We start from the raw sequence: 21,489 nt of genomic DNA on the forward strand, positions 1-21,489 counted from the left end.
ATTCCGACAAGAACTGCATGGAGGCAAGTGATGTCAAGCCCGACCAAGAACGTCTCATTATATCCATCCGAGGGCTACGGCGCGCCGAAGAACCGGCACGGCAACGCCACAGGTGAGGTGGGCCTGCCCCCGGGGACGGAGGTGTTCTCGGCCGATAATCACATCTCGCTCTCGGACGATATTTTCTTCCAGTATCTTCCCGAGGAGCTGAAGGCTCAGGCCCCGCGGATCTGGTATGAGGAAGGTGCCTATCAGGTCGGCGCCGTCGGACATTCGTTCCTGCCGCCCGAATTCAGTGCCGTCCTGATGCAGTACGACGACCTCGTCGGCGCGGCCAGCGGCAACCTCGAGGCCCGTATTCAGCAGCTCGCCGAAGACGGCGTCTACAAGGAACTGGCGTTTCCGAACGCCGTTCTGGCGCTGTTCTTCCATTCCGACAAGGAAATGCGCGAGCGGCTGTTCCGGATCTACAACCAGTACATGGCGGGCCTGCAGGAGCGTTCCAAGGGCCGGTTCTACGCCGCGGGCCTGATCAACTGGTGGGATCCGGCGGGAACGCGCCGGACCCTGGAAGAGTTGAAGTCGTTGGGGCTCAAGACTTTCCTGCTGCCACTCAACCCGGGTACCGACGCCGACGGCAACCAGATCGACTACGCGAGTACGGCGATGGACCCGGTGTGGGACGAGATCGAAGCCTCGGGCGTACCCGTTTCCCATCACATCGGGGAGACCGGGCTGAAGGCGCCCTGCGAGTTCAACACCATCGTGGTCGGGATGATGGTCAATGTCGACTCGTTCCGGGAGATGTTCGGCAGGTACATCTTCTCCGGCATTCTCGACCGGCATCCGAAGCTGCGCATCGGCTGGTTCGAGGGCGGGATCGCCTGGGTTCCGTCGGCATTGCAGGACGCCGAACATCTGTACGCGTCCTACCAGCACATGTGCGATCCGAAACTGCAGCACGACGTCCGCTACTACTGGAACAAGCATATGAGTGCCGCGTTCATGGTGGATACGCTCGGCTTGCAGCAAATCGACCAGATCGGCGTCGACAACGTGATGTGGTCCACCGACTACCCGCACAACGAAAGCACTTTCGGCTATTCGGAGAAGTCGCTGCAGCTCGTTGTCGACGCCGTCGGCCCGGAAAACGCAGCCAAAATCGTCAGCGGCAATATCAAGAAATTCCTGGGTATCGAATGATTAATTCTCCGACAGCGGTAAGGACGTCGATCCGTATTCCGGACGAACCGGATCGCGCTCGCATGCGGCGCGAAACCGGAACTCGGTTGCGGGCGGCGATGGCGGAGCAGGGCGTGGATGCCCTGGTATTGCTCGAAGATCAATCCGTCATGTATGCGACCGGAGCGAGCTGGCCGCTCGGTGACGCCGGTTTGTCGCATATCGAGTGTCCGGTCGCGGTGGTCCTGGTAGACGACGAGTGGCCGCACCTGTTCCTGCCCTTCCGTGAAGGCGCGGCCACCGAAACCGAGCTGCCCGCGGACTATGTCCACGGACCGGTCTATCTCGAATTCGACGAAGGCGTAACCGATTTCGCGCGGATCCTGGCCGAGCTCGTCCCCAACGGGGCGCGGATGGCCGTGGACCAGTCCACCGGAGCGATGCGGCGCGCGCAGCAGAAATTGTTCCCGTCCGGTCCGCCCACCGACGCCGCCCTGGTACTCAGCGCGGCCAAATTGATCAAGACCCAGGACGAGCTGGCCTGCATCCGCACGGCGTGCCGGATAACCGACACCGCGATGGTCGATGTCCACGCGGCGCTGGCACCCGGAATCCGGCAGATCGATCTGTCGGCGGCCTTCGTGCGGCGGGCGTTCGAACTCGGCGCCACCGCCAATATCCTCGACCCCATCTGGCAGGTCATGCCGGAAAGCAAGGCAGAGGGCGTCTGGACGGTACACGACGATCTAGCGCTGCCCTTGCTGACGACCGAACGCGAGCTGGCGCGCGGCGATGTCCTGTGGACCGACGTGAGCATCAGCTACGGCGGCTACTGCTCCGACTTCGGCCGGACCTGGGTGGTCGGCCAGGACCCCACCTCGAGGCAGCAGGCGCAATTCACCAGATGGCGGGAGATCCTCGACGCGGTGCTCGCGGTGACCCGCGCCGGAGCCTCGCTGAATGAACTGGCCAGGGCGGCCATCGACGCCAACGGCGGCAAAAAGCCCTGGCTGCCCCACTTCTATCTGGGGCACGGTATCGGCGTCGGCCCCGCCGAAATGCCCATGATCGGCACGGATCTGGGCGAAGACTTCGACAAGAACTTCGTCCTCGCACCGGGCACGGTGGTGGTGCTGGAACCGGTGGTGTGGGAGGACGGCACCGGGGGCTACCGCAGCGAGGAGATCATCGTGATCACCGAGGAAGGCTTCATTCCGTTGACCGACTACACCTACGCCCCCTATGGCAACTGAAATCCTGGCCGACGAACGCGCACTCCGTCTCGGGCGACGGGAGCGCGTGCTGGCCCAGATGGAAGCCCACGACCTCGACCTGCTCGTACTGGGCAGGCAGGCCAATATTCGTTATGTCACCGGTACACCGCAGCTGTGGACGGCGGGGACCAGGCCGTTCGGTCCCGGATGCGTCCTCGTCCGCGAAACCGGCGACATTCATCTGTTGAGCACCTGGGACGAAGGCGTTCCCGAGGACATTCCGCACGAAAACCTGTACGGAATCATGTGGAATCCGCTCAACCTCGTGGGGGTGCTACGCCAGATCGGCGGTGCCGCCACCGCCAGGCGGGTGGGTACCGATGCCCTGTCCCCGCTGTTCGCCCAGTTCCTGCCGATGGCATTTCCCCAGGCGGAACTGGTCGACGGCGAACAGGCCATGCGTGCCGCCCGGCGGATCAAGACTCCCGAAGAAATTGTGGTGCTTCGGGATTCGATCCGCATCGCGGAAGCGGGCCTGGCGGCGGCGGTCGCCGAACTGCGGCCCGGGGTCAGCGAGAAGACCCTCACCGGAACCATGTTGCAGGCAATGGCCGCCGGGGGCATGAGTACCCCGGCAACCCAGGACGCCGCCTGGGTGACCGCGCCCGATCACCCGTGGCGGCGCGTGCCCGGTGATCGGCGCGCACAGGCCGGTGATCTGGTGGCGTTCTCCGCAGGAGTCATCGGCAACGGTTACATCGCGCAAGTCGGCCGGACTTGGCCGACCTGGGCGCCGAAAGACGGTACGAGTGCGCTCTACGACCGGTGGGATCAGCTGTGGTCCCGCTTGCTCGCCGCCTGCCGGCCGGGTCGGCTCGCCACCGAATTCCTCAGCGCCTACGAGGCCGCGGGCGAACCGCTGCCGCCGCTGCCGGTGGCCCACGCCCTGGGACTGGGATTCGACGCGCCCGTGGTGTCGCGGCATCTTCCGGCCACCGCCGCCGCGGAGCATCTGGAACCCGGGATGGTGCTCGCCGTCACCGGCTACGTCTGGGAGCGGGGCATCGGTGCCGTTTTCGGACGGGAGATGGCGCTGATCACCGCCGATGAACCCGAGGTACTCACCTCCGGTCCGTCGTGGAATAGCAACGTGGGCACCGCGATTGGAGCATCGAATGACTGAATCCGCGCCTTCCGCCGAGGAAATCATCGTCTACGAGAAGGATCCCGAGACCCGGATCGCCACGATCACCTTCAACCGGCCCGACCACCTCAATGCGCCGACCATCGCTGCCCGGGTGCGCTATGCCGACCTGTTGCACCGCGCCAGCGTCGACGACGACGTCAAGGTGCTGGTGATCCGCGGCGAGGGCGATGACCTCGGCACCGGAGCCGACCTACCGGAATTCATGGCTGCGCACACCAGTCCCGATCAGGGACCGAAGCTCGCCGAATTCCGGATCGGCGCCGACGAGGTCACCTATCCGCCACAGGGCTCGTTCCGGCACGGCGCAACCCTCAGCTCGTGGTATGCCAACTCCCACTCCGGAATTCGCAGCCTCCAGGATTTCAAGAAGATCAGCATCCTGGAGGTGAAGGGCTACTGCTACGGGTGGCACTTCTACCAGGCCGCCGACGCCGATCTGGTGATCTCCTCCGATGACGCGCTGTTCGGCCACCCGGCCTTCCGCTACGTCGGGTGGGCGCCGCGCATGTGGTGGTGGGCGCAGACGATGGGTCTGCGCAAATTCCAGGAAATGGTATTCACCGGGCGGGCATTCACCGCCGCCGAAATGTTCCAGTGCAACTTCCTCAACAGCGTCGTCCCGCGGGATCGGCTGGAAGCGGAGGTGGACAAGTACGCACAGGCCTGCGCCAGCAACCGTCCGACCGACACGGTGTTCATGCAGAAGTCCTTCTTCGAGTTCATGAAGCAGTACCAGGGCGAATATCTGGGCAGCATGATCAGCGGACTATTCGAAACGGTCGGCGGCTTCGCGGCGCCCGACACCGACGACATGATGTTCGATCAGGCCATGGATCGCGGAATCAATAACGCGGTCAAGGACAACGACAGCAAATTTCCGCCGGAATGGCGGCTGAGCAAGCGCGCTCGGGAGCGGAAGGACTAGCTCGTGGAACCGCTTGATGGTTATGTGGTCGTCGACTTCTCCAGCGGGATCGCGGGAGCCTACTGTACGAAGCTGCTCGCCGATGCCGGTGCCGAGGTCGTCAAAGTCGAAGCGCCGGAAGGTGATCGGCTGCGAACCTGGTCGGCGTCGGGCACCGACATCCCGTCCGGCACCGACGGTGCGCTGTTCGGATTTCTGGCGGGCGCCAAGCGCAGTGTCGTCGCCGACCCCGACGATGCCGGTGCGATCGATTTCGTGAACGAACTCTTGGCCGGGGCGGACGCCGTGATCTGGAGTCGCGGATCGCGAGTCGCGGAGCAGCCGTCGTTCGCGCCGGAAGCCATTCGGCAGCGCCATCCCCATCTCACGGTCACCTCGATCACCCCATTCGGCCTGCACGGTCCCTGGCGCGACCACCCGGCCACCGAGTTCACACTGCAGGCATGGTCGGGCGGGATTATCGGGCTCGGTCGTGGCGCTCCCGACCGTGCCCCGGTCGCCATCGGCGGCCAGGTCGGCGAATGGGTTGCCGGGGCATATGCGGCAGCGGGCACCTTGACCTCTCGGTCGCGGACCCTCGACACCGGAGTCGGCGAATTGGTCGACCTCTCCATGCTCGAGACCCAGATCCTCACTCTGACTTACTATTCCGTCACCTTCTTCGAGGCGTTGCGGCGGCCGTTCCCGCGGCCGGGACGCGCGCTCATGGTGCCCGGTGTGGCAACCGCCAAGGACGGCATGGTGGCCGTCGGCTGCGGGACCGCGCAGCAGTGGTTCGACCTGTGCGCGATGGTCGGCCACCCGGAGTGGATCGACGAGAGCGCGCCGTTCTCGATCAGCGGGAAGGCCGCCGACCTGGCCGCTGAGATCGCCCCATGGTTCACCGACCACACCATCGACGAAATCCGGGACCTGGCAACGGCATTCAGAATTCCCAACGCCCCGGTGGCCAACGGCGACAACAGCGCGGGGATGGATCATTACCAGGCGCGTGGATCGTTCGTGACCAATCCCCGCGACGGGTACATGCAACCCGCTCCGCCCTACCGATTGGGGGCCGAGCCGCAGCGCGCACCTGGCCCCGCCCCGCGGCTGGACGAGCACGGGGAACGTTATCGCGCCGCACCCCCCGCCGCTCGGCAGACGACCGCCGCCGCGAGTACGCGAGAACTTCCCTTCAGCGGCCTGCGGGTGCTGGATATGACCGCTTTCTGGGCCGGACCGTCCTGCACACATTTCCTCGCCATGCTCGGCGCCGAAGTGATCCATCTCGAGTCGACGACCCGGCCCGATGGCACCAGGCTCATCGCCGGTGTCCCGGTCACCGAGGAACAATGGTGGGAGCGCTCGCCGATATTCTCGGGCCTGAACACCAATAAGAAGAGTGTGACGCTGGACTTCCGGAGCGAGCGCGGGCTCGAGGTGCTGCACCGGCTCATCCAGAGCTGCGATGTGATCGTCGAGAACTACACCCCGCGGGTGCTGGAGCAGATCGGACTGGATTACGAGCGGGTGCGCGACCTGCGGCCCGACGCGATCATGGTCCGGATGCCGGGATTCGGACTCGACGGACCGTGGCGGGATAATCCGGCCTTCGCCTACATCATCGAGGACGCGTCCGGACTCACCTGGCTGACCGGCCATCCCGACCAGAATCCGGTCGAGCCGTACACGATCGGCGATCCGAACGCCGGTCTGCACGCCCTCAACGCGCTGCTGCTCGCACTGGAGCACCGGCGGCGGACCGGCGAGGGCATGCTGGTCGAAGCGGCGATGGTGGAGGCCGCGATCAATGTCGCCGCCGAACAGGTCATCGAGTACTCGGCATACGGGAAACTCCTGGTGCGCGAGGGCAATCGGGGACCGGCGGCAGCGCCGCAGAACCTCTACCGAACCGCCGATGTCGACGAGTACGGTGGCAACGATTCCTGGGTCGCGGTGGCGGTGGCCACCGACGAGCAATGGCTCGGCCTGCGCGACGCGATCGGCAGTCCAGGGTGGGCGATGGCGTCGGACCTGTCCACAGTCGAGGGACGTCGTGCGCAGCACGACCTCATCGACAAGCACTTCGCGGCGTGGTGTGCGAAGCGCGCCGCCAGCGAAATCGTCCAAATCCTTTGGGACGCGGGAGTACCGGTGGGCAAGGTGATGCAGCCGCATCGCGTCGCCGAACTGCCACAGCTCGAGTCGCGCGGCTTCTACGAATACGTCGAGCATCCGGTGAACCCGATGGTCCGGCACAGCACAGTGCCGTTCGCTTTATCACACCGGCCCGAGCGGTGGCATGTGCGCCACGCGCCGTTGCTCGGCGAACACAACCGGGAAGTGCTGGCGGGACTCGGATTGACCGAATCCGACATCGCCGCACTGGAAACCGACGGCGTTATCGGGCAGGCGCCTGCCATGTACAACTCGGTTCAGAAAAAACGGTGACGACGATGAGCGATTGGGATCATACGACCGACTTCCTGGTCGTCGGGAGTGGTGCCGGAATGGTCGGCGCACTCCGCGCCCGTGCCCTCGGCAAGGATGTTCTCGTCGTCGAGAAGTCCGACCTGCTCGGCGGATCGACCTGTATGTCGGGCGGCGTGCTGTGGCTTCCCAATAATCCACTCATGCAGCGCGAGGGCGTATCCGATTCGATCGACGACGCATTGCGATACTTCGAGACCGTCGTCGGCGACGCGGGACCGGCGTCGTCGCAGGCCCGCAGACTGGCCTACATCAACGCCGGGATCGATATGGTCGGCTTCCTCGAATCCGAGGGCCTGCGATTCCGGCGCTGCGAAGGATACAGCGATTACTACGCTGGTGTCCGAGGCTGTGCAGGCGGATCCGCCCGAGGCAGATCGATAGAACCGGAGATCTTCGACAAGAAGAAGCTCGGTGCGTGGTGCGACCGCATCCGGCCCGGGTTCGCGGGCAGCATGGTGATCTACACCGTGGAGGCGGCGCCGATGTCGTTGATGCGCACGCGAATCGGCATGGCCACGATGGCCAGGGTCGGGCGGCGCACTGTCGGCGGGCGCATGCGCGGACAGAAGTTGGCGGCCAATGGCGCGGCATTGATCGCGCGGTTGGTGGGCGCGCTGCTGCGGCGCGAGGTGCCGATCTGGTCCGGGTCCGCGCTGACCGATCTCGTCGTCGATGACGGCCGGGTCGTCGGAGCCGTCATCCACCGCGACGGCCGCGCTGTGCGCGTGCGTGCCCGGGACGGAATCCTGCTCGCCGCAGGCGGTTTCGCCCGCAACGAGGTGATGCGCAAGGAGCATTCGGACGGACTTCCCATCGGTGCCGACTGGACCTCGGCCAACCCGGGGGACACCGGGGAGGTCATCCGGATCGCGGCGGGGCTCGGAGCCGCGACCGACCTGCTGGACGAGGCGTGGTGGATGCCCTCGTGGATTATGCCGGACGGCACCCCGGGCATGTGCTTGTCGGAGCGGTGCAAGCCGGGATCGATCATCGTCGATGCGCGGGGTCTTCGATATTTCAACGAGGCGTGCTCATATCAGGAGGCCGGTCAGCGGATGTACGCGCGGCACCGTGAGAACGGCGCGGCGATTCCGTCCTGGCTCATCATCGATTCCCGCCACCGGGCGCGCTACCCGTTCGGGATGGCTCCTGCGGGCTGGACGCCGAAGCAGTTGCTCAGCAGTGGTGTGCTGAAGCGCGGTGACACCCTGGAAGATCTTGCGCGCCAGTGCGATATCCCCGCCGATACGCTTCGGGCGACGATCGATCGGTTCAACACCTTCGCCGAAACCGGCATCGATGCGGACTTCCATCGCGGTGAGGGCGACCATGAGCGGTTCTACGGCGACCGGACCCACCAGCCGAACCCCAGCCTGGGACCGATCGAGAAGGGCCCGTTCTATGCCGCCGCGCTGTACCCCGGAGATATCGGTACCAGCGGCGGACTGCTCTGTGACCAGTTCTCCCGGGTATTGAATTCCGACGGGTCGCCGATCAGCGGGCTGTATGCCACGGGAAACTGCACCGCATCCGTGATGGGCCGCAAGTATCTAGGCGCTGGGGCGAGTATCGCCGCGTCGGCCGTATTCGGGTATGCGGCGGCGAATCATGCGTGCGCGGATCCCGGCCGATAACGCGCCGAATATCGAAGGTTGTTGCCGCACAAACCGTTCCGGCGACCGGCATGCGGCGTTCGCACGATCACCCTGCGGAGGTTTTCGAAAACGTGCATCTCTCATCGATGGTCGAGATGATCGAGTCGGGCTTCGCCGACCGGGAACTGCTCGGCGCGGCCGAGCGGCGGGTCACCGGTGCCGAACTGGGTGTACTTGCCAAGCGCGGCGCGGCGACGCTACCTGCGTACCCGGCGCTGGTGTACGCGGGGGAGAATCATCCGCTGCTGCCGGTCGCCTTGTTGGCCGCGGCATGTGCCGGGGTGCCGTTCGTGCCGGTGAACTACCGATTGGACGACACTCAGCTGAACAGTTTGATCGACCGGCAACCCACGGCGTTGGTGCTTGCGGATGCGGCGACCGCGCCACGAGTGCAGGCGGCCGGGCGGGTAGCCGTATTCGACGACTGGTTGGCGGAACTCCCCGCCGACCCGCCACCCGTGGACCCGCCGGTCGCCGATGACGACGTGGCGGTTGTGCTGTACACCAGCGGTACGACGGCGGCCCCGAAATCGGCACTGCTTCGACATCGCCACTTGATGGCCTACCTGCTGAGCACCGTCGAATTCGGCAGTGCCGGTGCCGAAGAGGCGGTGCTGGTATCGGTGCCGCCCTACCATGTCGCAGGCGTGGCCAACATGCTGTCGAACCTGTTCGCGGGTCGGCGCCTGGTGTACCTGCGCGCCTTCGATCCATCGGTGTGGCTCGACACGGTCCGCGCGGAAGCCGTGACCAACGCGATGGTCGTCCCGACTATGTTGGCGCGCATCGTGGACGCGGTCGCCGGACTCGACGGTGCGAGCCTTCCGACGCTGCGTTCCCTTTCGTACGGCGGCGCGAAAGTATCCGAACGCATACTGCGCGAGGCACTTACCCGACTTCCCGACGTCGGATTCGTCAACGCCTACGGACTGACCGAAACGGCATCGACCATCGCAGTCCTCGGCCCCGAAGACCACCGAGCCGCCCTGATATCCGACGACCCACTGGTCCGAGCCCGTTTGTCCGCGGCCGGGCAGGTCCTCCCGACGATCGAGATCGAGATCCGCGACGACAACGGACAGGTACTGCCTGCGGGCAGTTCGGGCATCATCTTCTTACGCGGTGAACAGATCTCCGGTGAATACGCCACCGGCAGCCTCCTCGACGCCGACGGCTGGTTCTGCACCCGCGACCGGGGCCATGTCGATGCCGACGGCTATCTGTACATCGAGGGCCGGGCCGACGACACGATCATCCGCGGCGGCGAGAACATCGCCCCCGCCGAGATCGAGGAGGTCCTGCTGTCGCATCCGGCGGTCGCCCAGGCATGTGTGGTCGGTCCGCCTGATGACGAGTGGGGACAAACGCTGGCGGCGGCGGTGGTACTCCGCGCGGGCGCCGTCGCGACCGGCGAAGAGTTGCGCACCCTCGTGCGCTCGCGCCTGCGCGGCTCGAAAACACCGGAAATGATCGTCTTCCGAAAGTCGTTGCCGCACACCGATACCGGGAAGCTGCTGCGCAGGCTCGTACTCGAGGACCTGAGCGCCCATTAGAAAGGCAGGAACACCCATGGCACTGGCCCTGAAACCCGGCACACGCGTCTTCAGCGCGGTCGATTCCACGGAGCTGATCGTCGTCAAAGTCCCCGCGGATCCGATCGGCCTCACCATCGGCGGCGCACCCGCGGTGCTGTCCGCGGCGGAGAGGAACGGCGTTGCCGCATCGGCAGTTTCCACCGGCGGCACCGCGATCGGCAAGCGCTACACCAACGCCGACGCAACAGTCGAATTGCTGTGCACCAAGCCAGGTCCCGGCATCCCAGCCGTGGATGGCGAGGTGCTGGAGCTCAAGCAAGCCAAGCCGCTCCCGGCATCCGACTAGCGGTCAACCCGGGACGACCTGCCCGGACGTCACCGCGCCGAGCCACTCTCGATCAGTTCCCGCAGGAAGCACAGGGGGCAAATGGGGTCGAAAGGAGCTGTCGTCTCGTTTCGGATGGTGGGTACGGAATTCAACGGTGACGCGTCCGGGGCCGCTGCCGCGACCGCCGGTTGTACACCGATTGCCAGCGAGATCGCGCCGACGGCAATGACGTTCAGCATGGCACGGCTCATGAGATCCTCCACGTTGATGCGATGAGCGGTCACGGTACCACCCGAGGTCGCGCGCATTCCGCCGTTCACTGCTGACTCGTGGATTCAGCGATAGCTCAGCGCCATTCGGTCATTCGATCGAGCAGTTCCGGAGGCCCCCGCAATGGGACGACAGCACCCACACGGGGTGCTACAGCGCAGCACAGCGATCTTGCGCGTGGTGGAACCCGCTCGCCGCCGACAGAACCCGGCCCTATCGCCCGCATTGCAGCGGCTACCTCGAAATCAGCCGATTCCTGCTGCGCACGACGAATCCGATCGAGTCCACGTGCGTCACCGTCCGCCTGCGCACGAAGGTCACCAAAGACGTCGGTAGCGCGGCCGCCGCCTTGGCAATGACTTTCACGCTCGTGAGTCCCCAACAGCGGTGGCGGGTGGATCGCCAACCGATCGGCGACCAGCCCGGACTGCCGCAACACTCACATCGGACGCGTGGCCTCCGGCGTCAACAGCGTCTCGTAGTGGGCGGACCGCTGGTCGAACCGCGCCAGGACCGCCCTTGCCTCGGCCGGGACATGCGCAACCTCATAGTCCGGGCCGACGAACTCCCGGACAGCGTCGACCGAGTCGAACAGCATGATGGTGGAGAACTCGACCTCACCGTCGGCGAGCGGACGCCGAAGCAAGTAGGCACCGTGGTAGCCGACGAGCTTGCGCTCGGCGATGGCGGGCAAAACACGCGTGCTGACGATCGACTCGTATGCGTCGGCATTCTCGGGAGTCGTCCAACCCCGCCAGATTCGAACGATCATGCGCTTACATTACCGATGCCGACGGCCAATCCACAGGCATCGACGATTACTCCGAGTTCGCGCATCGGCGCACACTCATCTCACCGCGCCCCGCTGTTCGAGGATCACGGCCGCGTTCGAACTCGGCGAAAGCCCCTCGGCCTGAACCGAAGCCGCCGGCTGCCGTGCGCCGGGGAGTCAGGTGGCGACGGGGAGGTCGAGGCTGGCGAATAGGTCGAGTACGCGGCGGTGGATGTCGTCGCGGATCGGACGGACCTCGGCGAGTGGCAGCCCGGCCGGGTCGTCGACGATCCATTCTTCGTTCCGGACGCCGGGGACCAGGGGGCACTCGTCGCCGCATCCCATGGTGATGATGATGTCTGCGGCTTGGAGGATTTCGTCGGTCCAGGCCTTGGGGAACTCGTGGGAGATATCGACGCCTACCTCGGCCATGGCCGCGACCGCCGCCGTGTTCAGCGCTCCGCTCGGCTCCGATCCGCCGGACCAGGCCAGCGCCCGACCCTGTGCGTAATGCTCGAAGAAGCCCAGCGCCATCTGCGACCGCCCGGCGTTGAACGAACACAGGAACAGCACCACCGGGACGGCGTGCTCGATGCGACCCTCCACCTTGGCGCGGGCGTGCAGTCGCTGGCGGGCGAAGCGCTCGGCGAGCAGCGGCAGGTAAAGTCTGACCGGCGCCTGCCGCCCGATCTGCGCGTAGGAGTCGTGTAGATAACGGTGAATCGTGTTGGCATCGAACAGGATCGTGAACTCGCGGCACAGCCGTCGCTCGGCGCGCGCGAGCGCGGTGCTGTGCACGATGTCGAGGAGTCGGTAGTGCGGAGTCAGCTCGGCATACCCGGCCCGGCTCGTCCGCCCGGACGTATACACATCAGCCAGCGTGACAGTGGTGCCCCGCGACAACAACCAACTGGGGATGAACCGGATCGAACAACGCGGCGCACCACCGAAAAACCTCCTCGATACGACGCGTATCGCGAAAACCTTTAGTGCAGGGAATGTTTCACGGAAATACAGACTCTCGGCACCGTGCCATCGGATGTCAGCTGTGCGCCATGACGAGGTCGCGGTAGGGAAGGTTGATCACAGGGTGGTCGGCGATTCCGAGTTCGGTCTCAACTTGTTCGAGCTGGGTGGCTGCGACGGCGGTTTCGGTTGCGGTGACTTCGGTTTCGACGAAAGTTCCGGCTCCGGTGACGGTGTCGATGCTGACCACGATGTCGTCATGGTGGGGGTGGCGGTAGGTGGTCCGGGCTTTCTCGACGCGGACGAGTTCGATCATACCGATCGCGGCGAGGAGTTGGTTGGCGGCCTCGGCTTGGTCGGGGCCGTGGAGGATCACGTTGGTTTCGTGCTTCGCGATCACGTCGGTGTGGCTGTGTGTGCTCGCGGTTGAGGGCGGCTTGTAAGTGATCTCGGCGAAGCCATCGCGATGCCGAACCCTAAGGCACTCAACGGTTTCCATGTAATCGACGTCGGGGCGGCTGTAGTAGGTGTCGACCTCGGTAAGCTGACCGGCCTGCCTGTAGCCCAGCTCGGTCAGCCGAGCAAGGAGGGTTTCGCTGTCGGGAAGTTCGCGCTTGCGTTCGACCTCGATCAGGTGCATGGGTGGATCATCCTCTCGTGTGGATGGCGGTGTGCACGCGGGCCAGATTGGGTTTGGAGCAATGCGCGCGAACGGTGCCGAGGGCCTGCTGCAGCGCAACCGAGTCGGCGACTGGGATGTTCTGGAACAGGACCATCTGCTTGGCATCCATCAGCGGGTTGGGTAGCTGTTTGGTCAGGAAGCGGTTGTAGTAGTGCCGGTGCCTGACAACGACATCAGAATCCATGACCGGCATCAGCACTGAGTGTGAATCAGACTCTGCCTCAACAGAATTGACTGCGAACGCAGCTAGTAGTTCATCGGCGGTCAGGTAGGCGTAGGTTTCGCGGCCCTCACGCTCGAGCCAGCTTCGCCAGATGTCGGCGCAGGATTCGTCGGTCTCGGTAGCAGCGAGGAACAGGTTGAGGGCGACATCGGTGACTGCGTCGAAAATGTCGCCGTCGATGACGTGGTGGTCGGCGTAAGGTTCGCTGACTGCCAATATGTTCTCGCGGTCGGTGGCCGACATCCAGCCGCTGTCGGTGAATCCGAAGTGGACGCGTTTGTGGCCGGAGCGCAGATCAATCCAGTCGCCGGACAGCTGGCCGTCGAGCACAGGGGTGAACCCGAGTACGCCCGAGCGCCAGATATGATCGCGCATTGTGATGTAGTGGCGTTGTACCTCACGGAACAAACCGATGGGTGCCCGAATGACCGCGCAGACGTGGGCATTCAGATCCACTGCAGGCACGATTCGGGAGTCTTGGCGAACCGTCACCTCGTCGTCGTGACGATGATAGGGGTGGGTGCCCTCACGCAGGTAGTGCGGTAGGAACAAGCGCAGGAACTGCAACCACGACTGCGTGCTATAGAACTGGACTGTCGTCTCGTGCAACGAGGCAGCGTCGACGGCGTACACGTCGCGGTAGACGAAGAATCCATAGGGCTTCAACACCGTCGGGAACGTGCGCATCAGCGAATGCAATCCGTTGTATGCGCCACCGTAGGAATAGACTTCGTGCAGGAGTGCCGACGCGCTGATGACGTCCACCGGCTCAGGTACGAGAGCGGCGAGGTCGTGCGCCCAGCCTCGCACCAAGGCGCATCGCCCCACCGAGTGGAACCGGTCGATCGCCCGCGCGAGCGATTGCGAGCAGATGCCCGGGGCCTCGATAAGAGTAAGTCGTGGCTTCTTCGGCTGATCCTGAAGCTGATCGGCGAGGAATTCAACTGCGGCACCGCCACCGGGGCCGATCTCGATCAAATGCGGCTCGATCTCAGGGATGCGCGTGAGCGCGCGGCAGACCAATAGTCCCTTTTCGTAGCCGTGGTCATTGGCCGCGATATCGAGATAAGTGGATTCGGATTTGTGTTCGTGGGCGAAGGGATTGGTCATGCCGATCATGGTGCACCGCTGAGAAGTCCGGGACCGCCGGGCTGGGGCGGTCGGATGGCGTTCATGGTTCGAGGTACAGGCGCTCATTCGGGAGGCGGGGTAGTCCGGCAGTATCGCCCGGCAGGATTGCAACGGCATCGTGATAGTGATAGGTGCGCCAGTCCTGTACGAACAGCAATGCTGCGGTACGACAAGCAGCGAAATCCATTCGCACATCGTGCAAGTGGACCGACAGACGCACGTCGTCCTCTTCCAGACGAGGTGAGCTGGACCGCGCTGTCATGAAGCGCGCTCACGGGTTCGAACTCGTCCATGCTGTGGGCTCCCGTGCATGTCACCTGCGTCGGTTGTTGGCGAGTTGGGCGGCCAAGGCATGAACGTCAGCGTCGACAGCGGTGAGTCCGTCGAGCACATCCAGCAGCGTTTGAATGTCAGGGCCGACGGTTAGCGGTGCGTTGCAATCCAGCGCAGGGAACGGCAGACCACGAGCGGCGGCGCGTTCGCGGGGAGTCCTAATGGGTGGGACGAGCTTGCCAGCGCGGACGAGGCAGTCCAAGGCGCTCGCCTTCCGAGGGCAAGCAATCGCCCGACAAGCGATGTGCTGCTGCATGATTCGATAGGAATCGTCGACCGTCAACGGGCGTCCGGGATGTGCGTGAGCAGGATTGATGGCTCCTGGCAATGCGGCAGCCCAAGTGGTGGGCGGGCACACTGTTTCGAGGGTGCAGAAGTCGCACACGCGGGCCGGTGTGTTGTCGGTCGTGGCCAGGTCGTAGCTGATCAACGCAGCGGCGGGCACACCGGATGCGATATAGAGCGCGCACCCGATCGGGTCGGGACAGTGCTCGGGCGGCTGGACCGTGTACAGATAGCGGTAGCCCAAATGCTCGGCGTGACGGCGTACAGCGATCGCATGCCGTGGTGCAGCTGACCCGGATTTGTCCGGGCGTACCAGGCCAACGGCTTTCGGTTTCATGTCTTCCATAGCTTCAGGACAGCGCGCTGTCGGGTACTTGCATAAGACGTGCGAATAGTGGAGGTGTGCGCAGATGGGGTGGGGGTGTGCAGAGGGGGTGTGCGAAACCGGCTGAGGATGGCGCGGGGGGTGTTGCTCATGCCACACTCCGGCTATGGGACGCCAGCCCAAGCAACCGAACCGGGAACTGGACGATCTGCTCGACGAGTCCGGTATCAGTAACAAGGGTCTCGCACGGCGGGTTGTCGAGCGAGGGTGTGCGACCGGCCTCGAGCTGGCATATGACCATCGATCGGTCAGCCGATGGCTGGATGGCCAACAACCGAATTCGCCAGGGCCGGAACTGATTGCTGAAGTTTTGACCGAAGCCCTCGGACGTCGGATTACGCCGACGGATTGTGGAATGTCCGGCGGCCGGGATCCGGTCGATTTGGGGTTGGAGTTCCCGCTGAGTTTGGCGGAAGCGACGGCGTCGGTAGCGGCGCTGTGGAGGAGTGACGTGGAGCGCCGACGGTTCTTGACGGGAGCCACATACGCGGTTGCCGTGTACCCGGCTGCCTCGATGCGCTGGCTGACCCTGCCTGGTCCGGAACACCCTGTCTCAGTAGGTATCCGGCGCGTTGGCCAAAGTGATGTCGATGCTGTGCGCACCATGACGGTGGCGTTTCGTGACCTCGATAACAAGGTCGGTGGCGGCAAGGTGCGGCCGACGATCGTGCAATACCTGCACAGCTCCGTTGCACCATTGCTGCGCGGCAACTATGCCGAGCATATCGGCCGTCAATTGCTTGCCACGACAGCCGAACTCACCAAACTTGCGGGATGGGCTGCGTACGACCAAGAAGAACACGGTCTTGCCCAGCGGTACTTGATCCAAGCGTTGCGGCTGGCTCGTGCCGCCGGAGACCCCGGTCTGGGTGCGGAGATTCTTGCGGCGATGAGCCATCAGGCCACCTACGTCGGTCGACCAGGTGATGCTGTGGACCTGGCTCGTGCAGCCCAAATCTCCGCTCGGAGCGCCGGACTAGCGGTGCTGGAGTCGGAATGCCATATGGTCGAGGCCCATGGCCACGCCGCGCGTCTTGACGACTCGATGTGCACCGCATCCATTACTGCGGCCGAACGCACGTTCGCCAAGGCAGGATCGTGCGATCGGCCAGCCTGGCTGACCTACTTCGACAGCGCGTACATGTCCGCCAAGATTGCCCACTGCTTCCGCGAGCTGGGAGACGACGCACGTACCGCGCGGTTCGCCGAACAATCGCTCGACATGTCCTACGGCTACCTGCGCGGACGCGCCTTCAACTTGGCGCTCCTCGCTTCGGCTCGCGTGAGCGAGGACCCGCTGGAGGCCGTGCGTATCGGTCACCAGGCGCTGGATATCGCGGCGGGTTTGTCATCGCGGCGAAGCTTCGCATACCTGGGTGACCTGCGTCAGCGACTGAGCCCCCATGCCGCGATGCCAGACGTTGAGGGTTTCCGGCAACAAGTCCGCGAGCTGACTACACGTCGAGACTGAGCGCGCGATAGATCGCGACAACGGTAGCCGCGCCGACGATCTCACCGCGGTCGATCATCGCCACCGCGTCATCGAGCGGAATCCAACGGATGTCTTCGGCTTCGTTGATGTCCGGCACTGTGTCGGTGAGGTCGGCACCCCGCGCGATATAGATCTCCTGGGGTTGGTCGAGGCTGCCGATTGACGGCTGATAGGTGACCAAGCGCTCCATCGACTTCGGCCGCCAGCCCGTCTCTTCCTCCACTTCGCGCGCAGCGGCAGTCGCAATGTCTTCAGCGTGGTCGACATAGCCACCGGGCAACTCCCACACCCATTCGTCGATGATGAACCGGTGGCGGTACATCAGCAGGGCTTCTCGGTTCTCGTTGAGTACCAGCGTCATTGCACAACGCGGCATCCGCGCCACGTACTGCGTGAACCGCACGCCATCCGGCAACTCGACGTCAACAGTCGACAACCGAATGTGTCGGTTCTCGTCTACAAGCCTCTCACCGTGGATCTTCCACTGGGTACGCTGCACGGCTCGACCCTACGCCCGCGGGAATACCTCGGGCTGCTCCTGTCGTGCCTGCCGTATGGCTGCGGACAGTCGATGCGCCACTACCGGTACCGTTCGCTCACGGCTGCCGATAACTACTTTGCCCAGTTCGGCTCACGTGGCGGCGATGTCGAGTAGTGCGTTGCTCACAATGCGGCGTCCTGCGTCGGTAACAGCACCAACTCCACACCATCGAGCACTGTGCCGAGCGGTCGGATCGCCTCGATGACCGGCCCGGCCACCTCGACCAGCGACTGACCGCTCACCCGGTTGGCCGCGTCCAGATAGACCAGACAGTGGATTCGGCCGGTGGCTCAGTCGGCGGAGCCGGTGATCACCATGTCGCCATAGCTGTGCCCGACCAGGATCACCTCACGAAGGTCGTCGTAGTGCAGCAACGACGCCACGTCCTGCACGTGGGTGTTCAGCCCGATATCGTCCAACTGCAGGTGTGAACGCTCGGCCAGGCCGGACAATGTCGGCGCGTACATATCGTGCCCCGCACGCGACAGCAACCGTGCCCGCCGCCGCGCACCAGAACAAACGTAGCCATTTCTCTCCTGAAGCCTGGTGCGTTACCCCTCCCGTGCAACGACGGTATTTCCTTATGAGGCAGGGCCTTTGGCGGGAGTCACGGACAAGATAGGGCTGATCAGTTGGCGCTCGACCAGAATTCGGGCGCCCGCGAGGATCAGTGGCAGGGCTGCGGAGCTCGGGAGCGCGGGGCCGAGTCCACCCGCTCGGATCAGTCGCGCTTGGGCGCCGTATCGCCCGCATGCCAGTGCGATCGAGGTGGCGGTGCTCGGGTCGGCGTATCGGTGCTGCGGCTTCGGGAAGCACCATTGCCAGGGTCCCGCCGAGGTGGTGAAGCGCAGTTCGATGTAGTCGGATCGGGCCGGGCAACGCAGCGCGATGTCGAGTGTGGCGGGCAGGAACGACCTTCCCGACAGGGTCGATTCGGTGGGTGTGGCTACTCGGGTCACGGCCGACTCCTAATCGTTTGGTGTTGTACCGGCGAGGTCGAGTGCGGCGAGATAGGCGAAGACGAGGCTGGAGCCGATCGGTGTTCCGGCGCCCGGATACGCGCCGCCGGACATGGCCGCCATGGTGTTGCCGGTCGCGTAGAGACCATCGATCGGCGTCGCGTCCGAGCGGAGCACGCGGGCGTGGTCGTCGGTCACGAGACCGCCCTTGGTTCCGATATCGGACAGCACGACGGTGGCCGCGTAATAGGGCGGTGTGTCGATGGGGATGAGCAACGGGTTGGGCAGTTCGGTTGCCAGCGGCACGAGGTAGTTCTGTCGGGGATCGGCCGGGAAACCGACGATGAACTGGAACATCTGGTCCCACGGTGCCTCGCCGCGGTGGAAGCGCTCGTCGACACCGGTCGGCGCGTAGCCATTGAATTCTTCGACCGACTTGCGCAGTTTCTCCGGTGGCACACCGATCAGTTCGGCCAATTCTTCGAGGGTGTCGGCGCGGCGCAATGCGCCCGACTCGAACCACTCCGGGCGCACCGGCAGCTCCGGATCGCCGCCGAAGCCGTCACGTTCGAACTGCCGGTGGTCGAATACCCAGTGCACGCTGCTGTGCGTGGTACCGGTGCTGCGCTGCTGCCGGACCATGTCGTGTCCGGCGCGGTCGTAGGGCTGCGTTTCGTTCGTGAAGCGTTCGCCCTCGGCATTGACCCAGATCCCGCCGCGGGTGCCGGTATGGAAGACGGGCCGACCGTCGGGCTGCAGCACCCCCGGCACGAACCAGGCCTCGTCGAGCAGGTCGGTGGCCGCGCCGATCGCGCGACCGGCCAGGATCGCGTCGCCGGTGTTTCCGGGTGCGCCGTGGGACCATTCGCCGGTGAGCGGCACGGGTGAGTACTGCTCGCGCATTTCCCGGTTGTGGTCGAATCCGCCCGCGGCCAGGATTACACCGCGCGTCGCGTGGAACGTGCGGCGCTCCCCGCCGCTGACTGCCACCACACCTGTGACCCGGCCGTCCTCGACCACGAGGTCGGTCAGGGCGGTCTCGAGGAGGTAGGAGCCATTGCCGGTTGCCAGGAATGCCCGCAGCGCCCGGCCGATCAGCGCGCGGCCGCCGACGAGCACCGATCCTTCGGCGATGCCCCAGCGTTCCTCGGGAATGGAGCGGCGGATGAGCGGGGCGAGTTCCCCGAGTTCGGCGACCGAGATCTCCGGCGGGAATACCGTCCGCCCGGTGGCGGTCGACCCGGGGCGCCCGTAGAAGTAATCCGGCACGGGCTGGTAGGCGAAGGATCCGAACCGCGGGTTCTGCTCGAGTTCGTCGATCAGCCGGGGCGCGGTTCGCAGGTAGGCATCCTGCAGTGGCGCACGCGAATTGTCGGCGACGACGTCGCGCAGGTAGGTGTGCGCGGCCTCGCGGTCATCCTCGATGCCCGCGCGCGAGATCGGGGCGCTACCCGGAAACCACAGTCCCGCACCGGAATACGATGTCGTGCCACCGAACAGTGCGGTCTTCTCCAGGACCAGCGTACGCAGTCCACGGGCGGCGGCCGCATAGGCGCCGATCAGGCCACCGCCGCCGGAGCCGACTACCACGACATCGTAAGTTTCCTGGTCAGCGGGCATTGCTGTCTCCTTGTTTCGCCGTGTCGATAGCTCGCGCGGTCGGTTGCGGCGACGCCGGACCACGCGGCAGCGGAGCGACCGGTCATGGGGGATCGGATTCCGACGAGTGTGCGGCCGACGATGTCGGGCCGAGTGCGGGATTCCGCTCAGCGGGATGATGCCGGTCGAGGTGGGCGAGCCGTCCGTGGCGGCTCGTCGGAGGGCGGTGCGTCTCAGTGTTCGGAAAGTCGGGCATCCTGCGTCCGGTTCCTGCTCAAACTTGCGAGCCAGCACGACATTCCGACTCGAAGGAGAGCTCGCATGGCTGGTTCGCACGATTACGATCCCGGCCCGCAGATTGCCCACGCCGGTGGCTTGAACCTGGGGACGCCTGATCTGCGGCGTTCGATCTGGTTCTTCCGGGACCTGCTGGGTATGGAGGTGGTCGCCGAGTCCGACGGTGTGGCCTATCTGCGCGGGTACCAGGAACTGGTACACCACTCGCTGGTGCTCACCCAGCAGGACGAGGCGCGGGTGAACAGCTACAGCTTCCGGGTGAAACGGCCGCAGGATGTCGAGCTGTTCCACAAGCAGTTGACCGAGGCGGAGCTCGAGACGGTGGAACTGCCCGCCGATCACGAACTGGGCCGCGGCACGGCGATCCGCTTCCTGGTGCCGGGCAGCGAACATCCCTTCGAGCTCTACTACGACATCGAAAAGCCGCTCGCACCACCGGAATTGCGTTCGAAACTGCTCAGTAACTCTTCGCGCCGGCGCGGTTTCGGTGTCCGGCGGTTGGACCATCTGAACGTGCAGTGCAGCCCGACTTCGGTGAATCAGGCCGAGGGCTGGTTGCGCAATGCGCTGGGGTTCAAGCGCCGGGAGTTCGCGATGATCCCGCAGTTCCCGGAGACCATCCTGGCCTCGTGGCTGTCGGTGACGCCCCAGGTGCACGACATCGCGATCGGTGTCAACGGGGAAGAGAAGAACGGGGCGTTTCACCACGTGGCGTTCAATATCGAGAACTTCCACGACATTCTGCGAGCGGTCGACGAGATCCGTGATCTCGAGATCGATTTCGGGCACGGTCCGGGCAAGCACGGTATCGGCCAGGCGATGTACCTGTATATCCATGATCCCGGCTCCGGTCACCGGGTCGAGCTGTACTCCGGCGGATACCTCGTCTTCGATCCGGATTGGCAGGCACTGGAGTGGAAGATCCCCGAATTGCAGTGGGGGCAGACGTGGTACGGCGAGGCCCTCGATGTCGGTCCGGGCGGCGCATTCCTGTCGACGACACCGTCGGCCGGATTGTGACCACGAGAGGATC

Annotated in this window: 21 protein-coding genes and 1 pseudogene; 11 read left to right on the forward strand and 11 right to left on the reverse strand. The window is 64.8% G+C overall.

The genetic code is table 11. The features are described 5' to 3' along the window. Positions 1–30: 30 nt before the first annotated feature. The 8 genes from AB0L58_RS16465 (at position 31) to AB0L58_RS16500 (ending at position 10,539) form a co-directional block, all read left to right on the forward strand. Positions 31–1,203, forward strand: coding sequence for an amidohydrolase family protein (locus AB0L58_RS16465; RefSeq protein WP_364387268.1), 1,173 nt, complete (start codon positions 31–33; stop codon positions 1,201–1,203). Further along, the gene (locus AB0L58_RS16470; protein WP_364387270.1) at positions 1,200–2,435 is read left to right on the forward strand and encodes a Xaa-Pro peptidase family protein; all 1,236 of its coding nucleotides are present in this window, start codon (positions 1,200–1,202) and stop codon (positions 2,433–2,435) included. The genes AB0L58_RS16465 and AB0L58_RS16470 overlap by 4 nt, the downstream gene beginning before the upstream one ends. Continuing rightward, complete coding sequence (locus AB0L58_RS16475) at positions 2,425–3,579, forward strand: M24 family metallopeptidase (protein ID WP_364387272.1); 1,155 nt, start codon at positions 2,425–2,427, stop codon at positions 3,577–3,579. The genes AB0L58_RS16470 and AB0L58_RS16475 overlap by 11 nt, the downstream gene beginning before the upstream one ends. Beyond that, positions 3,572–4,528 carry an enoyl-CoA hydratase/isomerase family protein gene (locus AB0L58_RS16480; RefSeq protein WP_364387274.1) on the forward strand — a complete coding sequence of 319 codons (957 nt, stop codon included), beginning with the start codon at positions 3,572–3,574 and terminating at the stop codon, positions 4,526–4,528. The genes AB0L58_RS16475 and AB0L58_RS16480 overlap by 8 nt, the downstream gene beginning before the upstream one ends. 3 nt (positions 4,529–4,531) lie before the next feature. After that, the gene (locus AB0L58_RS16485; protein WP_364387276.1) at positions 4,532–6,961 is read left to right on the forward strand and encodes a CoA transferase; all 2,430 of its coding nucleotides are present in this window, start codon (positions 4,532–4,534) and stop codon (positions 6,959–6,961) included. A 5-nt stretch (positions 6,962–6,966) separates the two neighbouring features. Next, on the forward strand, positions 6,967–8,637 hold the full coding sequence (locus tag AB0L58_RS16490; RefSeq protein WP_364387278.1) for an FAD-binding protein: 1,671 nt from the start codon (positions 6,967–6,969) through the stop codon (positions 8,635–8,637). Positions 8,638–8,729: 92 nt separating this feature from the next. Continuing rightward, positions 8,730–10,211 carry a fatty acid--CoA ligase family protein gene (locus AB0L58_RS16495; RefSeq protein WP_364387280.1) on the forward strand — a complete coding sequence of 494 codons (1,482 nt, stop codon included), beginning with the start codon at positions 8,730–8,732 and terminating at the stop codon, positions 10,209–10,211. Between the two features lie 16 nt (positions 10,212–10,227). Continuing rightward, positions 10,228–10,539, forward strand: a complete 312-nt coding sequence (locus AB0L58_RS16500; RefSeq protein ID WP_364387282.1) for a hypothetical protein — start codon at positions 10,228–10,230, stop codon at positions 10,537–10,539. Between the two features lie 29 nt (positions 10,540–10,568). On the opposite strand, the gene AB0L58_RS16505 is transcribed toward AB0L58_RS16500, so the two are convergent. Then, positions 10,569–10,805, reverse strand: a complete 237-nt coding sequence (locus AB0L58_RS16505; RefSeq protein ID WP_364387284.1) for a hypothetical protein — start codon at positions 10,803–10,805, stop codon at positions 10,569–10,571. 245 nt (positions 10,806–11,050) lie between these two features. Between AB0L58_RS16505 and AB0L58_RS16510 the strand changes: the two are divergent. Beyond that, positions 11,051–11,185: pseudogene (locus tag AB0L58_RS16510) on the forward strand (IS256 family transposase); the annotation flags it as partial. Between the two features lie 45 nt (positions 11,186–11,230). Here AB0L58_RS16510 and AB0L58_RS16515 read toward each other — a convergent pair. From AB0L58_RS16515 to AB0L58_RS16540, 6 genes are all read right to left on the reverse strand, one after another. Beyond that, the gene (locus AB0L58_RS16515) at positions 11,231–11,563 is read right to left on the reverse strand and encodes a hypothetical protein (RefSeq protein WP_364387286.1); all 333 of its coding nucleotides are present in this window, start codon (positions 11,561–11,563) and stop codon (positions 11,231–11,233) included. A 177-nt stretch (positions 11,564–11,740) separates the two neighbouring features. Then, positions 11,741–12,364 carry an arsenate reductase ArsC gene (locus AB0L58_RS16520; protein WP_364387600.1) on the reverse strand — a complete coding sequence of 208 codons (624 nt, stop codon included), beginning with the start codon at positions 12,362–12,364 and terminating at the stop codon, positions 11,741–11,743. Between the two features lie 241 nt (positions 12,365–12,605). Next, positions 12,606–13,169 (reverse strand): class IV adenylate cyclase, encoded by a 564-nt coding sequence (gene cyaB, locus AB0L58_RS16525; protein WP_364387288.1) that lies wholly within the window; start codon positions 13,167–13,169, stop codon positions 12,606–12,608. Positions 13,170–13,176: 7 nt separating this feature from the next. Further along, complete coding sequence (locus tag AB0L58_RS16530; RefSeq protein ID WP_364387290.1) at positions 13,177–14,544, reverse strand: hypothetical protein; 1,368 nt, start codon at positions 14,542–14,544, stop codon at positions 13,177–13,179. 61 nt (positions 14,545–14,605) lie between these two features. Then, positions 14,606–14,752, reverse strand: a complete 147-nt coding sequence (locus AB0L58_RS16535) for a hypothetical protein (RefSeq protein WP_364387292.1) — start codon at positions 14,750–14,752, stop codon at positions 14,606–14,608. A 126-nt stretch (positions 14,753–14,878) separates the two neighbouring features. Next, a complete protein-coding gene (locus AB0L58_RS16540; RefSeq protein ID WP_364387294.1) occupies positions 14,879–15,529 on the reverse strand; it encodes a hypothetical protein in 651 nt (216 codons plus the stop codon). A gap of 394 nt (positions 15,530–15,923) precedes the next feature. Here AB0L58_RS16540 and AB0L58_RS16545 point away from each other — a divergent pair, with 394 nt between their 5' ends. Continuing rightward, complete coding sequence (locus tag AB0L58_RS16545; RefSeq protein ID WP_364387296.1) at positions 15,924–17,039, forward strand: hypothetical protein; 1,116 nt, start codon at positions 15,924–15,926, stop codon at positions 17,037–17,039. Here AB0L58_RS16545 and AB0L58_RS16550 read toward each other — a convergent pair. The 4 genes from AB0L58_RS16550 to AB0L58_RS16565 all read right to left on the reverse strand — a co-directional run bounded on the left by AB0L58_RS16550 (position 17,023) and on the right by AB0L58_RS16565 (position 20,180). Continuing rightward, complete coding sequence (locus AB0L58_RS16550; protein WP_364387298.1) at positions 17,023–17,559, reverse strand: NUDIX hydrolase; 537 nt, start codon at positions 17,557–17,559, stop codon at positions 17,023–17,025. The genes AB0L58_RS16545 and AB0L58_RS16550 overlap by 17 nt on opposite strands. A 332-nt stretch (positions 17,560–17,891) precedes the next feature. Continuing rightward, a complete protein-coding gene (locus AB0L58_RS16555; RefSeq protein ID WP_364387300.1) occupies positions 17,892–18,068 on the reverse strand; it encodes a hypothetical protein in 177 nt (58 codons plus the stop codon). A 114-nt stretch (positions 18,069–18,182) separates the two neighbouring features. Next, positions 18,183–18,560, reverse strand: coding sequence for a hypothetical protein (locus AB0L58_RS16560; protein ID WP_364387302.1), 378 nt, complete (start codon positions 18,558–18,560; stop codon positions 18,183–18,185). A 9-nt stretch (positions 18,561–18,569) separates the two neighbouring features. Beyond that, positions 18,570–20,180 carry an FAD-dependent oxidoreductase gene (locus tag AB0L58_RS16565; RefSeq protein ID WP_364387304.1) on the reverse strand — a complete coding sequence of 537 codons (1,611 nt, stop codon included), beginning with the start codon at positions 20,178–20,180 and terminating at the stop codon, positions 18,570–18,572. A gap of 300 nt (positions 20,181–20,480) precedes the next feature. Between AB0L58_RS16565 and AB0L58_RS16570 the strand changes: the two genes are divergently transcribed. Continuing rightward, entirely contained in the window at positions 20,481–21,476 is a 996-nt protein-coding gene (locus AB0L58_RS16570) for a VOC family protein (RefSeq protein WP_364387306.1), read from the forward strand. The last annotated feature ends 13 nt before the right edge of the window (positions 21,477–21,489 follow it).

This window comes from Nocardia sp. NPDC052112, assembly GCF_040680135.1.
Lineage (GTDB): Bacteria > Actinomycetota > Actinomycetes > Mycobacteriales > Mycobacteriaceae > Nocardia.